A 15,417-nucleotide genomic window follows, 5' to 3' on the forward strand; every position below is an offset into this window, starting at 1 on the left:
GGGCACCGAGGGCGCCAAGTTCTGGATGAAGGTGTTCAACGACCTGAAGACGCGCGGCGTCGCCGACATCCTGATCGCCGTCACCGATGGCCTGAAGGGCATGCCCGAGGCGCTGGCCGCCGTGTTCCCGGCCACGACGCTGCAGACATGCATCGTGCACCTGATCCGCAACAGCCTGGACTACGCGAGCTGGAAGGACCGCAAGGTGCTGGCAGCGGCGATCAAGCCGGTCTACACGGCCGTCAGCGCCGAGGCGGCACTGGCCGCGCTGGATGCCTTCGAGCAGGGCCCGTGGGGACAGAAGTTCCCCACCGTCACGGCGGCCTGGCGCCGCGCCTGGGATCGCGTCATCCCGTTCTTTGCGTTCCCGCCGGCGGTGCGTCGCGTGATCTACACGACCAATGCGATCGAGAGCATCAACGCGCAGCTGCGCAAGATCATCAAGTCCCGCGGGCACTTCCCCAGCGACGACGCAGCGACCAAGTTGATCTGGCTGGCCCTGCGCAACATCACCGCCGACTGGGGCCGCGCCGCTCACAACTGGAAGGAGGCCATGAACCAATTCGCCATCCTCTACGCGGACCGATTCACCAAGCCTGCCGCGTAACATCACCACCGACTTCTCCACTTCGATGGAGAAGTCTCCGAGCGCCTTGAACACAAAAATTCAGACACTCCCCATGACCGCCTCGAAATGGGTCGGAGTGACTTTCTCTTGCCACGTGAACCAACTTCCCGTCCGTGCGCTGCCAATGACTCCACCCATCCAAACCATGCCAGCCCCGAGAAAGAGAAGCCGACCGCCCGGCATCAGTCCATCTCGGCCCTCGGCAACGACTGCTATCAACCCGAGAACGGCGATGCCGCCGAGCCAGCAGGTGACGCCACGTGACCACGTAAACCGATCCTCCATCTGTGCGCTCTCCATGCAGTTCTTGTGCGCCCTGTATGGTGCCGCCAAACCATTCTGTCTGATGCAAAGAGCATCGGCGGTGGGAAGGTGGCCCGAGAGCGGTCACTGGCGAAGGACAGCTTGCCGCCGACAGTGTATGTTCGCCGCATCGTCCGTGAGCGGCCGTTCGCCGGCGTGGTGATGCTGCTTGGACGACCGCTTGCCGAGCCAGGCGGGAGCGTGCGCAGCCGCCCATGGGACTTCGAATGAATGCCGGCGGCAGATGACGGCGCTGCGCTCAAGGGCAGCGCGCCGCGGGGATCGAAATCGCGGGGGCACCGGTTGCCGATGATGCGTGCCGTGCAGCCCGCACGGACAGCAGGTGGCTCAGTGCCGCCAGGCCGACCAGGGCGAGTGACGCCAGGGGCAAGGTGCGCACGCCCAGCCACTCGTGCGCTGCCGAGCCGATGAGGGTGCCGAGTGACATGCCGAGGTACAGCGCCGAGGCATTGACCGCCAGCAGCAGCCCGCGCTGGTCCGGGGCGAGCGCGATCAGGCGCTTCTGCTGCGGAACCATGAACAGCGTGGCCACCAGGGACCAGGCTGTCAACAACACGAACGCAACAAGCATATGGGTCGGTGCGATCCGCAGCGCTGCAAACACTGCGGCCAGTGCCGCCAGCGAGCCGCGGATCAGCGTCTCGGTCGACAGCTTGTCGCCGATGCAGCCGATCAGCACATTGGCTGCGACGCCACCGACGCCGAACACCATCAGTGCGGCGGACACCTGGGCCGGCGAGGCGTTGAAGCGCCCGCGCAAGACGACCGCGATCAAGGTGTAGGTCGCGAATTGCGCGGCCATCTGCCCCAAGGTGGCACCGAAGGCCCAGCCGCTGGCCGGACGCAGCACGACGGCCAGCAGGTCATGCGTCCGCACGACGGCGCCCGCCGAGGCATCGGCAACCCCGTAGCGAACGGCGACTGCGCAAAGCGCTGCTGCGCCGGCCAGAATCACGAACACCCAAGGCCACGAGAGCAACTGCCCGAGCCAAGCCGACAGCGGCACGCCGACGACCGTCGCGATGGTCATGCCGGCAAACACGGTGGACAGGGCCTTCGCCTGCCGGTCGGCTGGCACCAGGCTGCTGGCCAGCGACGAGGCCACCGGCCCCACGGCCGCGGCACCGCCTGCGGTGAGCACGCGCAACACGATCGCTGCGGCCAGGTTGGAGGCCAGCGCGGTGCCGAGGAGGCCAATGGCCATCGTCAACAGGCCGGCGACGATCAGCGTGCGGCGGGGCAGCCGGGCCGCAGCGACCTGAACCGCTGGCGCCAGCACGGCGAAGGCCAGCGCGAAGACCGTGACCAGCTGCGCCACGGCGGCGTGGCTGACCTGCCACTGCGCCGCAATCGGCTCGATCAGGCCGATCACGGCGAGGGACCCGGTGCCCAGGATGAAGTAGGCCGCGCTCAGCGCCGCGAGCGCACGGCCGGGGTGGCTGCTGGGGGAAACAGAGGCTTGCATGTCGGGGCTCTTGCGTGAGTGGATGGCTGGAACTCTAGACAGGACCCTGATATCTTTGAAGTCGATTCAATCAATACGAGACATCGACGTGGTCGATTTGAATGGGGTGGATCTGAACCTGCTCAGATCGCTGGCGGTGCTGATCGAGACCCGTAACGTGACGCATGCGGCCCAGCGCCTGCACCTGTCGCAATCGACGATGTCGGCGCAGCTCGCGCGGCTGCGCACCGGGTTCGGCGATCCGTTGCTGATCCCGGCCGATTCAGGCCGCGGGATGGTGGCCACGGCCCGCGCGTTGGCGCTGGCGCCAGCGCTGGGTGGCTTGCTGAAGGACATCGAGGCGCTGGTGCGCGGCGCACCGGTCTTCGATCCGGCGGCCGACGAGCGGGCGTTCCACATCGCGGCCAGCGACAACGCGATCGCGGCACTGGGGCTGCCACTGGTCGAAGCGGTCTGGCAGTCCGCGGGGCCGGGCGTGCGGATCGCGTTTCATGCGCCCGAGGCCGCGAGCATCGCGCAGCAGATGGAGTCCGGCGCGATCGACCTGCTGATCGGCTCCGAACGCATGGTGCCGCCGGCGATGAAAGCGCGCGAACTGCTGGCCGAGCGCTTCGTGTTCGCGCAGCGAAAGGGGCATCCGCGGGGCACCGGGGCACTGGACCTGGACGGCTACTGCCGGCTGAACCATGTGCTGGTCTCGACCTCGGGAGGCAGCTTTCACGGGTTCATGGACGAGCACCTGGCGAAGCTGGGCCGTCAGCGCACGGTGGCATTGTCGGTTCAGCAGTTCACGCTCGTGCCGGAACTGCTGCGCCATACCGATTTGGTGTGCACCGTGCCGAGCCGGCTGGCGGCGCGCTTCTCAGATCACCTCGACACCTTCGAGCTGCCCTTCAAGGCGCAGGGTTTCACCTTGCACATGGCCTGGCATGCGCGCAACCACGTCGATCCGGCGATTCGCTGGCTGCATGACCGGCTGATCGAATTTGCTGCGTCAGCGCATGGCCCTTGATGTGCCAGCAGGCCGACGGCTGACCATCGCCATGCCCGGTTCGGCGCCGTGGATTGCGCCACGTCACTTCATCAGTCGCCACGCACATGAGCTCTGCGCACGCGATCGAGCGCACTATTCCCTGATCAGGGGAGCGTGGTGAAGCCAACGGTCTTCGGTCAGCTGATCCACCACAAACTGCGCCACATCGGCTCGCGCAATCGATCCTCCGTGGATGCCCGACAGGTCCGTATCTGCTCGCACCTTGCCCGTGCCAGCTTTGTCGTTGAGAACCACCGGGCGAACGAGTACCCAGTCCAGCCCGCTGGCCCGAACCAAGTCCTCCTGCCTGTTCTTGTCGTCGTACACCTTGCGCAAGAGCAGCGGCATGATGATGTTGTCGAAAACGAATCCACCGTGCCCCCGGCTGTCGCCGGCGCCCAGGCCGGTGATGCAAACCAGGCGTCGAACGCCTTGCCGGGTCATCTCCTTGACAAGGCTTCTGGTGACGGTCGACAGAAGCGTGACTTCCTTGAAAGGGCTCACCGAGGTACCGATCGAACTGATGACGCCCGTGCAGCCTTCAAGTGCCCGAGCGAGAAGCGCCTCGTCGCGGGCATCTCCTTGAACGAGTGTCGCGCCGCCCAGATCGCCCACCTTGGCAATCGATCGAACCACCGCCACGACCGAATGCCCCTTCGCGGTGGCTCGCTTGACGATCTCGCGACCCGTGCCGCCGGTCGCACCCAAGAGTAGTACCTTCATGTGGAAACCTTTTGCTTCGTGTGAAGCTGATGTTCGAGGAACTCGGAGATGGCTTTCAGCGACTCCTTGCCGGCGCGCAACAGTTCGAGGTAGGACTGGAAAACATGCACCATCCCCTCCCACACATGCACTTCGCACCATCCACCTTGGCCGTGGACGCGGTCGGCGTACCGGCGGGAATCATCGAGGAGGATCTCGTCTTCGCCAACGTGAATCAGTACCGGCGGCAGGTCCGCGAGATTGCCGTGCAGTGGCGACGCGAGCGGATCTCGGGCGCTGTGCTCGCCGAGGTAGAGGCGCGCCGTCGTCGCCAGCGAGTCCCGTGTCAGGAGCGGATCCGCCTCCGCACGGGGCAATCCCGCGTAGGCGGCGCGTGCGTCGTCAACGGCAGCCGGAAACGGGCGCTCGGGCGCAAGCCCGTATTCCGGCACGAACGCGGCAGTCTTGGTCCGGGCCACGACTTGCCCCACAAAGTTCCGGTACGCCTGTGCGGACCCGATCACGTAGGCGCCGCCGTGAAAGTAGAGGATGGCCGCCGACGCGTCTGCCGCGTCGACGGGCCTGCACCACGCGCCATCGAAACCTCCCACCGTGGCGGTCTCGTACGTCACGCCCGGGGCCGCCGCGACGTGCAGCATCATCGAATCAAAGAGCGGTCTGGCCTCGGGCCCGGTGATGCTCCCCTTCATGGGCGCTACCTGCTCGCGCATCCCGACCATGACCTCGCGGTCCTCGGGATGGATCGAGTGATGAATCGTCGTCAAGACAATGCTCCTTCAGTGATTTTTCCGCTGGGCCTACGGAGTCGCCATCGAATCGTCCTGCCAAGACTTGCCTGGCGCCGAAGCGCTTCTCAGGAACTCCACGAAAGCCCTCACGGTCGGCGACAACTCTCGGCTGCTCGGGAAGACCACGCTGACCTCCACCGGCGGAAGAGTCCATTCCGGAAACAAGTGAACAAGTCGTCCGGCCTTGATATCGGGCGCACACAGGTAGCCCGACAGGCACCCCAGGCCGACGCCGGCAACCACTTGGCGGTGAATCAACAGAGGATCGTTGATGCTCAGACGCGGCTTGAATTCGAATCTCTTCTCCTCGCTGCCGGGTCCTTTGAAGATCCAGGGCCGCGGCCTCCCGTCGAGACCCGGCATCTCGATGGCGTGGTGCGTCTGGATCTCGTCAAGCGCTTGGGGCGAGCCGCGCCGTGCGAGATATGCGGGGGCGGCGCAAAGGTAGCGCCGTATCGTCCCGAGCCCGACTGCGATGAGTTGCGAGTCGGTCATCGGTCCGATGCGCACCGTGACGTCGACGCTCTCAGCGATCAGGTCAACGGTTCGACTGGTCAGCTCCAGCGCCACATTGACATCGGGGTAGCGCTCCAGGAACTCCGGCAGCAGATCGGACAGCACGTTGTACCCGAAGCCGATTCCAACACTGATCCGCAGCTGACCGCGCGGGTTGCCGCCCATTCCGCTGACAACATCGATCGTTTCATTGATACGCGCGAGCAGATTCACGCACCGCTCATGCAATGCGACGCCGGCTTCCGTCAATTGCACGTCGCGATTCGTACGCTGGACGAGGCGGATTCCCAAGGCCGCCTCGAGGTGAGCAACCCCCCGACTCACGCTCGATTTGGGGACATTCAGCACCCGCCCGGCCGCTGAGAAACTCCGCAGCGTCGCGACTTTCTCAAACAAGCGCAAGTCGTTCAGGTCCAGCATGTCGAAGGATTGGCTCAAAGTGAACAGCGAGGGCCGCTTGAGGGCCGGATACCTCTGCGGGGAGCCTCAATCGTAAACAAGCGACTGTCCCGCCACGGGAACACCGTGTTCCCGCTGCCATGTGCGCCGTCTGGCAGACTGCCGGGGCTGATCGCGCTTCAATGAGTTTGTCATATCACCTTGGCGGCACCCGCGAAAGAAGGACCGGACGGCACATCGTGGCCATGGCCAACCCTGCAACCCGATCAACAACCAGGAGATGAAGATGAGCAAATCCCAAGAGGCGAAGAAGGTACTGTTCGTGGGCCAGCAACCTGAGACGGTCGACTTCTCGGATCCGGCATTGCCGCCCGGTTTCGACGCCGCCAAGATCAATGCCGGCATCGCCCTCGGCATGAAGCAGATGGCAGACCGCGGCTGGTATGCCGACCTCTGTCTCGTGCGCCCCGACGAGTCCGCGACAACTGTGCTGGAGCAGCAACTCTCCACCGTCTCCTACGACTGCGTCGTGATCGGCGGAGGCCTCCGCATCCCCCCCAAAAGCCTGCTGCTTTTCGAGCGACTCGTCAACTCCGTGCACAAGACAGCACGCCAGGCATCCATCGCCTTCAACACCTCCCCACCGGACACCGCCGATGCCGCGGCCCGATGGCTCAACGTTGACTGAGTGGACGCAGAGATCACACTATGCCAACGATCCGTCATCCTCTTCTGAAATCCCGCCAGCAACAACTCTGGTCCGGCGTTCTGTGCGTGCTGCTGAGCGCGTGCGGCGGGGGAGACGGTGGCGAGGCGGCCTCGCCCCCACCGGGCCTGGGCGCACCTGCCCCGGCCCCCGCTCCGGTGCCGGACACCGCGGCACCCACGGTGTCCGCGAGCGTGAACGTGGGCAGCGACGCCGTCACCTTCACCGCCACGGCTTCCGACAACGTGGGCGTGACCGAGGTCGTGTTTCTGATGGATGGCGATGCGCTGGAAGGCACCATCTCCACCACCCCCAACGAGGGCACGTTCTCGCTGCCGATCTCGATCAACTTGATCGCCGACGGCACGCACAGCGTGGTTGCGCGAGCCCGCGACGCGGCCGGCAACAGCAAGGATTCCAGCGCGGTCAGCTTCGTGGCCCAGCGCAGCAGCACTCCCCCGGAGCCGCCCACCGTCACCGCCAGCGTGGACGGCAATTTCGGGCTGGTCCGGTTCTCCGCCGTCAAGAACATCCTCAACGTCCACCGCGTGGATTTCTTCGTGGATGGCCAATCCGTGGGCCTCTCTCGGGGCGCTGACGGTGGCGTGCAGTTCCTGGCCTTCGACGTGCGCGGGCTGGCCGACGGCCGCCACAGCGTGGTGGCCCGGGTGCGCACCCGCGACGCCAATGGGTTTGACGTGAACGTCGACTCGGCTCCGGTGGCCTTCGACGTGGACTCGGGCGCAGGCATCGGCGAAGTCGAATCCAACGACGAACCGGGTCTGGCCACGGCGATAGCCGACCATGTGCGGCAGATCGTGGGCCAGACCGAAGTCAGCGAGTCGGCCAGCGGGAACTTCCCCCTCCCGCACAGCGACTACTACAGGCTCAACCTGCCAGCTCACACCAGCCTTCGGGTGGACATGCGCACCAACGGCTACCAGTTCATCGGCCTGTCGCTGACGGATGCGGCCGGCAACAGCTTGGCCAGCTCGACCCCGGCTGCGGTCAAGTCCGTGGCCTACACCAGTGGCGACAGCCCGCAGGAGATATGCATCCGCGTCACGGCGCCCCCGGCGCAGCTGGATGACGTCGACAGCAAATACCTGCTGCTGCTGAGCCGTCCCTGAGCCGTGTCCGGCACCGGGCCTCGGTATTGGCAGCGCCTCAGGCGCTCACCGCCCTCATCTCAACCGGTGTCGCCGGTCGACGCACCGGCAGCGTCACCCGAAACGTGGTGCCTTGGTTCAGCACGCTTTCGACGTCGATGCGTCCGTGATGCTTCTGCACGATCCCGTACGACAGCGAAAGCCCGAGGCCCGTTCCCTTGCCGACCGGTTTGGTGGTGAAGAAGGGCTCGAAGATGCGCTTGAGCGTGTCCGGCGGGATGCCCGAGCCGGTGTCGGCCACCTCCAGCCAGACGTGCCCGGCATCGGCCTCGACCCCGGTGCGGATCATGATGCGACCGCGCTCCTCGCCCATCGCCTGGGCCGCGTTGACCACCAGGTTCATCACGACCTGGTTGATTTGCGACGGCAGACACTCGATGTCTGGAATCACGCCGTATTCCTTGATCAGGTCCGCCTTGTACTTGACCTCGTTGGCGACCACGTTCAGCGTCGAATCGATGCCCTGGTGCAGATCCGCCAACTGGAAATCCTGCGTGGAGTCCACGCGCGAGAAATCCTTGAGGTCCTGCACGATCTGGCGCACCCGTACGATGCCTTGCCGGGACTCGCGCATCAGCACCGGGATGTCTTCCTTCAGGAATTCCAGCTCGACCGCATCGCGCAGCTTGCGCAGCCTCGCAGCGACGTCGGAAGGGCCGATATGGCCTTCGGCGGCCTCGTAGGCTGCCAGCATCTCGAACAACTTGCCGAGGTAGTCTTCCAACGTGCCGAAATTGGAGAAGATGTAGCCGATCGGGTTGTTGATCTCGTGCGCCACGCCTGCCGCCAGCTGGCCGATCGAGGCGAGCTTCTCCGATTGCACCAGCTGCCCCTGCAAATGCTTGCGCTCGGCCACCTCCGCCTGCAGCGCCTCATTGCTGCTCGTGATCTCGCGCGTACGTTCCGCCACGGCGTCTTCCAGCCGCGTGAGCTGCGCCGCTGCGTCCTGCGTCATCTGCCACTTGGCGGTCAGCATGTTCGCCAGTTGGCGCACCTCGATCGCGTCGAAGGGCTTCTTGAGGATCAACAGCCGGTCCCGCACGTCGAGTGTCGCCAGCACCTCGTCCCACGAGGTGTCGGCGTAAGCGGTGCAGATGACAACCTGAAGCCGCGGATCAATCTGCCACAGGCGCTCGATCGTCTGCACGCCGTCCCAACCCGGCGGCATGCGCATGTCCACGAAAGCCAGTGCATAGGGTCGGCCCGCGGCCAGCGACGCCTCCACCTGGCCCACCGCCTCCTGCCCCTGGTAGGCCGAATCGAGCTCGAACACGCTCACCACCGCCGGCGGTTCGTCTCCGAACAGCGCCGTCTCGGCGGCATCGAGTCGCGCGTGCACCGCTGGCGGCACGAGGATCTTGCGAAAGTCCTCGTGGATCGCCGGCATGTCGTCGACCAGCAGGATCCGCCGGTTCTGCTCGCGTGTCATCGATCGCCCTCCTGCGGGTCGATCGGGACGTCCAGCACGAACGTGGCGCCTTGCCCCGCACCCTCGCTGTGCGCGCTCAGCGTCCCGCCCATCTCTCGGGCCGCCAAGGCACAGCTGTGCAGGCCGAAGCCGTGGCCGTTGCTGCGCGTGGTGAAGCCATGGACGAAGACGCGCACCAGGTTCTCGGGTGCAATGCCTTCGCCGTTGTCGGCCACCGTGATGCGCAGCACTCGCCCTCCAGCGCCTTCCAGCAGCGCGGCGCCCAACGTGATGCACGCGCTGTGGTCAGGGGGCGCTCCGCGCATCGCGTGCTTGGCATTGCTGATCAGGTTCACCAGGATCTGCAGCAAGCGGTGCCGGTCCAGGGTCAAGGCAGGCAGGTCGGGAACCTGCTTCACGACCTCGACCTTGTGACGGGTCAGGGAGCTGACGTTCATGCGCAACGCATCGTCCAGCAGTTCGTCGACCTTCAGGGACTCGACGACGCGCGATGCGCCCGCATACGACTGCTGGGTCGCCACGACCTCCTTGATGTGATCGACGCTCCTGGCGAGCAGGCCGAGCTCTTCGGCGATGGCCGTTTGCTCGGCCTCCAGAGCCTGCGCCAGTTCGCGCAGATAGCCGGGCAGCAGCTTGCCGCGGGTGTCGCGCATGAGGAAGTCGCCCAGGTCGCCGGCATGCTCGTCCATCAGGCCGACCGCACGCGCCAGCCCCTTGAGCTTGGAGGCGCGAAGCCGATCAACGATCAGGCCGGCGGAGATGTTGACGCTGTTGAGCACGTTGCCGACGTTGTGCAGCACGTTCGTGGCAATCTCAGCCATGCCGGCCAGGCGCGAAGCTTCGACCAGCTGCCGGTGCACCTCGCCGATGCGGCGCTCGGCTTCCTTCAGGTCGGAGATGTCCTTGGTGATGCCGAAGGTACCGATGATCTCGCCATCGCGGTTGCGCAGCGGCATCTTCGTGGTCAATGCCCAGGTGTCGGGCCGCCCGTCCATCCAGGTCTCGCGCTCGATCTTGCCGACCATCGGCAGGCCGGTGCGGATGATCGCCTGCTCGTCCTCGAAGGCCGGCCGTGCGTGCGCGTCGGAAAAGACGTCGAAATCCGATTTTCCGACCAACCCGTCTGGTGTCGCCATCCCGAACTGGAGTGCCTGTGCCGCACTCGATTTGATGAAGCGGGACTGCCTGTCCTTGAAATAGATGTGATCCGGTGAGTTGTCCAACAGTGCCCGCAGCAGGTCGCGCTCATCGACGCCCGCAGGGAACTGCTCGGGCGCTGCCGTCACGGATGAACCCCTGCGATGTCACGAAGCGTAAGAGCATGCAGGTGGTCCAACACCGTCGTACGCATCCCCGACACAGTCTTCCGGCAATGCGAACAATCTTCGCAGGGAATGGAATGGCTGGCGCAGAACATCAATGGCTCCCCGGCACTGCACGTGCCTTCTGTGGCGACATGTTCTACCGGACGCGGCCGCTCCATTCACACGAAGAACGCGGCGAAGCCGCGCCAATTCGGCCACCGTGAACGCGCAGACGGGACCTTGGACGTGGCCGCCGCAGTGTCAGCGAGCGTCGGCGGGCATTCTTGATGAACTTGTGACGCACCGCGTGACAAGGTCCACCGATGCGCTTCTGGGCAACAATTCACACTTGTGCGCCTTCTGCCGAGGCCCAGGTCGGCGCGCCGCGCCGGCGGGCCGAGAGTCCACAGTGGCGCGGAAGCGCAAGATCGCATGCCGCCGATGCAACGCCTGTCCCTCACCACGTCCCGATTTGCCGCGCTGTTGCCGACTGCGGTGCGAAGCAGCGGCCGGTGCGCGTCGACGCCGTGAGCGAGCTTCTCATCACACTGCCCGGCGGTTCGCTCGACCTGCTCGGACGGCGCGTGCTCCGCCACGGAGAACCGGTGAAGGTCGAGCCGCGGGCATGGCGCGTGCTGGAGAAACTGGCCCGCTTCCGCCATCGAGTGGTGACGAAGGAGGAACTGCTGGCCGCGCTGAGTCCAGACGGCGCGGTATCCGATGCCGCGCTGCGCCAGGCGATCCGTGCGGCACGGCTGGCCATCGGGGACGACGGGCCGCAACCGATCATCCGCTCGATCCCGCGTGTCGGCTACATGTTCGACGTGCCATCGGCACCGGCATCGGCGTCGTCCCCGGAGCGGGCGACGCCTGGCTCGTTGCGCGACGGCGTGCCCTCGTTGATCATCGGCCCGTTGCGCAATCACACCAGGCGCCCGAGCCTGCAGTGGGCGGCGCACGGCCTGGTGGCCTGCATCGCGCACGGCCTGTCGATCGACGGACGCATCCAGGTTCAGGACGCACACTCACTGGAGACGTCATGGCCGCAGGAAGACCCACGGATGCTGCAGATGTTGCGCGCGGCCGGTGCGCGCTATGCCGTGGTCGGTTCATTGACGCTTGCAGGATCCGAACTCGCGCTCGATCTCCACGTCCATGACCGCGACAAGAAGACCGTCATTTCAATCCGCGCCGCTGCTCCCGCAGGGCTCGTGCTTCCCGCCATTGAGGCCCTGCGGCACGCACTGCTGGGCGTCGGCGAGCACCACGGCCACGAGTTGAGCGGTTGCTCGCTGCTGTCCATCGAGTTGTTCGCACGGGCCAAGCACTCTGCTGCGATGAACCGGCATCCAGCCGCGCTGCGGGCACTTGCGCTTCTGCAGCACCTCGACCCGGGGTTTCCGCGCCTCGATCTGGAACTTCTGCGTACTCAGGCGATCTGCGGCAGCGACGATGGGCTGGTCTGCGGGGCGCGCCTGCTGGAGGCCGCCAGACGCAACCAGGACCAGTGCCTTGAAGCGCAAGTGCAGCAGTACTTCGGGACGCTGTACCACGCGAGAGGCCGGTTGCGCGACGCGGCGCAGAGTTTGGAGCACGGCCTCGTGTTGGGCCGCGTCTGCATGCCGCCGCACTGGCAGGGGTACACCCTGACGCTGCTGGCATCCGTCGAGTGCCGCCTCGGCGAGCTCCATTCCGTAGCGACACGTCTGAACGAGGCCCAGACGATCTTCACGGGCATCGGCAGCCACTGGGGACTGCTGAACGTGCTGTGGCTCCGGGCGATCATGAGCTCACTGTCTGGCCATGCAGAGAAGTCCATCCGATGGAACAGAAAGCTCGCCCACGCGGCCCGCAGGCTCAATGCCACGACAGCGCTTGCAAGCGTGTGCCTCAATCTCGCGGGCGAACTGCTTTACGCGGACCGGCTGGACGAGGCGCGAGAGTGTGCGGAAGAGGCGACCGCGACTGCGCTGGCGATCGAGGCCAACATGATCCTGTTGACCACCGTCGTCAACATCCACTGCCTGCTCCATCGCCAGCAAGGCCGTCCAGACGCCGCCGCTGAGCTGCTGTCCCTGCTGCCCCAGCCGGATCGGGTGCAAAACAACGGCTACCTCTGGCAGGCCCATGGTCATGCCGCCATGGCGGCTGGGCGCGTCGACGAGGCGGCCGACTGTTTTTTGCGGGCGGCGGCCGAGTGCCGTCGCCACGGCAACCGCGCGGCCGAGGCGCCCCTGTTCCCCTGGCTCGTGGAGGCCCTCGTGCGCAGCGGGCGCCTTCCACTTGCAGAGGCCGAGCTGGACCGCGCAGACGCGCAAGCCCATCTGCAGGACGAGAACACCACCGCGAACCTCCTCTACCCGCGCGCGTTGCTGGCACGACGGCGCCAACAGGAACCGGAGACCCGGTCGCTGCTTGCACGGCTCGCAACCGCGCCGGCTGCACTGCCCTTGTTCCGACGGCTGGGACAGGAGCTGTCGGCGGCACCGCCCAGCGAGGCGCAGCGCGAGCGCCCTGTGCCGATGGCGCCGCCCAATGACGCGATGCTTCGGGAGTACCGCTTCGCCCACTGCATGCTCGATGCGGAACGCCGGGAATTGTGGGTCGATGGGCGGCGCCAGACGCTCGCGCCAAAGCCGTTCGACGTGCTCTTGCACCTGTACCGCAATCGTCATCGCCTGGTGACGCAGGACGAACTCCTCGACACCGTGTGGCGCCAGGCAGACGCATCGCCGGAAGTGATTGCGCAGGCGATCGCCAGGATTCGCCAGGTGATGCGACGGAGCAAGACGCACGCGGTGCGGATCAAGACCGTCTCCGGCAAAGGCTACGGGCTGGTGGCCGATGCGCCTGCAGCCCCCGAAGAAGACACCGCCGCGACGCTCCTGTCGGACTTGCACGGGATCCGAGAGCATCCGCTGGCTGTCCTGCCGCTGGCGGGCGGAGACTCGAGCGCCGGCGTCGCGGATCGAGATCTCGCGTACCCCCTGGAAGTTCTCGGCTACACCCTGGCTGTGCACTCGATGCTGAAGCGCATGTCCGCCGCGGAGGTGCAAGCGGGCGTCGATGCCGCCACGGCCTCGACGCCAGAGGCCATTGCGGCCGCGATCGGCACCCGCAGCCCCGGCGTGCACGTCCTCTTCGCCCGACTGGCGCGCCACATGGAAACCTTGACGCTGGAGTATGTGTTGCTGTCGCCCGCGTCTCGGATCGAAGGGAGCATGCACGACCGGTCGCCGACGACACTCGGCCGGCGGCTGGCCGCACGGCTGCTTCAGCTGCATACCGGCACCGCGCAGGGGAACGCCCAAGCCGTGGACGAGAGTGAGTGGATGGCGCGGATGTTCGACCTCGCATCGCGCGCCGCCGAAGAACACCGTCGGAGCGAAGCACTGCATGTGCTGGACGTGGTCCTCGACCAGGATCCCGACCACTACCTGGCGGCGGACCTCAAAGCGCGCATCGAGGCCGACCGCGGCGCGCTGGACGGCGCGCATTCGACGAGCACGTCCACGCCTTGATCGCCCGGCGCGATTCGGGGTGAATTTGCATCCTGTTGCATGGCGTCTCGCCGCGCCAACGCTGCACGTGGCTTTCGTCGGTCGTCACAGTTTCATCAATCGCGCCCATGTCGCGCTCCACACAATCGCGCCGGTAATTGAGAGCGTGGCACGTCGAACGACGTCTACGCACCGAACTTTGACGCAACAGGAGCTTCACGATGATGCCAAGCCAACGCCCGACACGTGCCACTGCAACAAGCGCACTGCTGTGCGCACTGGTGCTATCAGCCTGCGGGGGCGGCAAAGACTCAAGCACCCCAGCGCCACCCGTTGGCTCTGCACCAGCGCCGGCACCCGCACCCGCACCCGCACCCGCACCTGCACCTGCACCTGCACCTGCACCTGCACCTGCACCTGCACCTGCACCTGCACCTGCACCTGCACCTGCACCTGCGCCCGCACCGGCACCGGCACCGGCACCGGCACCGGCACCGGCACCGGCACCGGCTCCAGCGCCTGCGCCCGCCCCTTCGATCACGACCGCCCTCGGCAAGCCCAGCCGGCTCCTCGTGGGCCTCGGCGCGGCCAGTACTTTCGCGGACATGAAGGCCCAGCAGATCGCTCCGGACATCATCGATACCTATCTCGTGGCGGTCACGGGTTTCAACGCTGGCGGCGGTAACGCATGGCCTCAATGGCAATACAACTATCCGGACGGTGGCGTCATCACGGTCTTCTCCAACGACGTCGCGGCCATGGGCGCCGTGCCGATGTTCACCCTGTTCCAGATGCCTTCCCTGCGGGGTGGCGACGTCACCGTCATCAACGACGCGCCGTTCATGGCCGCCTACTGGGCGCAAGTCAAGTTGATGTACCAGAAGATCGCCGAGACCGGCCGCCCCACCCTGGTCAACCTCGAGCCTGACTTCTGGGGCTTCGCCCAGGGCGGTGCACCCGGCGGTGACCCGGCGAAGTTGCCGGCGCGCGTGAGCACGGTGCCGGAATGCGCCAGCCAACCGGATACCGCCGTCGGCGTCGTCGGTTGCCTGTTGACGCTCGGGCGGACGTACGCGCCCAAGGCGAGGATGGGCTTTCCCCCGTCGTTGTGGTCGGGGGATCCAGACGCCACCGGCACCTTCATGGCCAAACTCGGTGCAGACAAGGCCGACTTCATCGTGGCGCAGACGAGCGATCGCGATGCAGGTTGCTTTGAAGACCCGAACCCCGTGCCAAATTGTGCGAATCGCGGCCCCGGCCCGTTCTACCTGGACGAGAACAACGTCACCACACCGAATTTCAACCAGGGCATCAACGATTGGAGCATCGTGCGCAGCCACCTGGGCGGCCTGCCGATCCTGTACTGGCAGACCCCCATGGGCGTGCCCTCGACGACCCCCGGCGGAACACCGAAGCACTATCGGGACAACCAC

General features: G+C 66.1%; 12 protein-coding genes and 1 pseudogene. 6 read left to right on the forward strand and 7 right to left on the reverse strand.

What is annotated here, in order from left to right; translation table 11 throughout:
* Positions 1-607, forward strand: a 607-nt coding sequence (locus tag BUE42_RS30810; RefSeq protein WP_143171869.1) for an IS256 family transposase, incomplete at its 5' end; no start/stop codon positions are given.
* Positions 608-1,190: 583 nt separating this feature from the next.
* Here BUE42_RS30810 and BUE42_RS30820 read toward each other — a convergent pair.
* Positions 1,191-2,417 carry an MFS transporter gene (locus BUE42_RS30820; RefSeq protein ID WP_073469254.1) on the reverse strand — a complete coding sequence of 409 codons (1,227 nt, stop codon included), beginning with the start codon at positions 2,415-2,417 and terminating at the stop codon, positions 1,191-1,193.
* Between BUE42_RS30820 and BUE42_RS30825 the strand changes: the two genes are divergently transcribed.
* On the forward strand, positions 2,416-3,429 hold the full coding sequence (locus BUE42_RS30825; protein WP_235002724.1) for a LysR family transcriptional regulator: 1,014 nt from the start codon (positions 2,416-2,418) through the stop codon (positions 3,427-3,429). The genes BUE42_RS30820 and BUE42_RS30825 overlap by 2 nt on opposite strands.
* Positions 3,430-3,543: 114 nt before the next feature.
* Here the strand turns inward: BUE42_RS30825 and BUE42_RS30830 are convergent, their stop codons facing one another.
* From BUE42_RS30830 to BUE42_RS30840, 3 genes are read right to left on the reverse strand one after another with little or no spacing between them, the layout of a single operon-like run.
* Positions 3,544-4,173 carry an NAD(P)-dependent oxidoreductase gene (locus BUE42_RS30830; RefSeq protein WP_073469257.1) on the reverse strand — a complete coding sequence of 210 codons (630 nt, stop codon included), beginning with the start codon at positions 4,171-4,173 and terminating at the stop codon, positions 3,544-3,546.
* On the reverse strand, positions 4,170-4,937 hold the full coding sequence (locus tag BUE42_RS30835) for an alpha/beta hydrolase (RefSeq protein ID WP_073469258.1): 768 nt from the start codon (positions 4,935-4,937) through the stop codon (positions 4,170-4,172). Before BUE42_RS30835 ends, BUE42_RS30830 begins: the two co-directional genes overlap by 4 nt.
* Before the next feature lie 33 nt (positions 4,938-4,970).
* Positions 4,971-5,897, reverse strand: coding sequence for a LysR family transcriptional regulator (locus BUE42_RS30840; protein WP_073469259.1), 927 nt, complete (start codon positions 5,895-5,897; stop codon positions 4,971-4,973).
* A gap of 265 nt (positions 5,898-6,162) precedes the next feature.
* Between BUE42_RS30840 and BUE42_RS30845 the strand changes: the two genes are divergently transcribed.
* Positions 6,163-6,564: a hypothetical protein gene (locus tag BUE42_RS30845; RefSeq protein ID WP_073469272.1), complete on the forward strand. Its 402-nt coding sequence runs from the start codon at positions 6,163-6,165 to the stop codon at positions 6,562-6,564.
* A 20-nt stretch (positions 6,565-6,584) separates the two neighbouring features.
* On the forward strand, positions 6,585-7,712 hold the full coding sequence (locus BUE42_RS30850; RefSeq protein WP_143171870.1) for an Ig-like domain-containing protein: 1,128 nt from the start codon (positions 6,585-6,587) through the stop codon (positions 7,710-7,712).
* Between the two features lie 37 nt (positions 7,713-7,749).
* Here BUE42_RS30850 and BUE42_RS30855 read toward each other — a convergent pair whose 3' ends face one another.
* Positions 7,750-9,180: an ATP-binding protein gene (locus BUE42_RS30855; protein WP_073469261.1), complete on the reverse strand. Its 1,431-nt coding sequence runs from the start codon at positions 9,178-9,180 to the stop codon at positions 7,750-7,752.
* Positions 9,177-10,466, reverse strand: coding sequence for an ATP-binding protein (locus BUE42_RS30860; protein ID WP_073469263.1), 1,290 nt, complete (start codon positions 10,464-10,466; stop codon positions 9,177-9,179). The genes BUE42_RS30855 and BUE42_RS30860 overlap by 4 nt, the downstream gene beginning before the upstream one ends.
* Positions 10,467-10,996: 530 nt before the next feature.
* On the opposite strand from BUE42_RS30860, the gene BUE42_RS30865 reads away from it, so the two are divergent.
* Positions 10,997-14,005 carry a winged helix-turn-helix domain-containing protein gene (locus BUE42_RS30865; protein ID WP_073469265.1) on the forward strand — a complete coding sequence of 1,003 codons (3,009 nt, stop codon included), beginning with the start codon at positions 10,997-10,999 and terminating at the stop codon, positions 14,003-14,005.
* 195 nt (positions 14,006-14,200) lie between these two features.
* Here BUE42_RS30865 and BUE42_RS34230 read toward each other — a convergent pair whose 3' ends face one another.
* A complete protein-coding gene (locus tag BUE42_RS34230; protein WP_159445527.1) occupies positions 14,201-14,491 on the reverse strand; it encodes a hypothetical protein in 291 nt (96 codons plus the stop codon).
* Positions 14,492-14,589: 98 nt separating this feature from the next.
* On the opposite strand from BUE42_RS34230, the pseudogene BUE42_RS30875 reads away from it, so the two are divergent.
* Positions 14,590-15,417, forward strand: a pseudogene (locus BUE42_RS30875) (hypothetical protein); the annotation flags it as partial.

Source organism: Rhizobacter sp. OV335 (genome assembly GCF_900142965.1).
Taxonomy (GTDB): Bacteria; Pseudomonadota; Gammaproteobacteria; order Burkholderiales; family Burkholderiaceae_C; genus Rhizobacter.

What these genes read in the sequence shown, in the direction of transcription:
- BUE42_RS30845 (WP_073469272.1), top strand. Translation starts at nt 6,163, where the DNA reads ATGAGCAAATCCCAAGAGGCGAAGAAGGTACTGTTCGTGGGCCAGCAA.
- BUE42_RS30855 (WP_073469261.1), bottom strand. Translation starts at nt 9,180, where the DNA reads ATGACACGCGAGCAGAACCGGCGGATCCTGCTGGTCGACGACATGCCG.
- BUE42_RS30825 (WP_235002724.1), top strand. Translation starts at nt 2,416, where the DNA reads ATGTCGGGGCTCTTGCGTGAGTGGATGGCTGGAACTCTAGACAGGACC.
- BUE42_RS30840 (WP_073469259.1), bottom strand. Translation starts at nt 5,897, where the DNA reads ATGCTGGACCTGAACGACTTGCGCTTGTTTGAGAAAGTCGCGACGCTG.
- BUE42_RS30820 (WP_073469254.1), bottom strand. Translation starts at nt 2,417, where the DNA reads ATGCAAGCCTCTGTTTCCCCCAGCAGCCACCCCGGCCGTGCGCTCGCG.
- BUE42_RS30830 (WP_073469257.1), bottom strand. Translation starts at nt 4,173, where the DNA reads ATGAAGGTACTACTCTTGGGTGCGACCGGCGGCACGGGTCGCGAGATC.
- BUE42_RS30850 (WP_143171870.1), top strand. Translation starts at nt 6,585, where the DNA reads ATGCCAACGATCCGTCATCCTCTTCTGAAATCCCGCCAGCAACAACTC.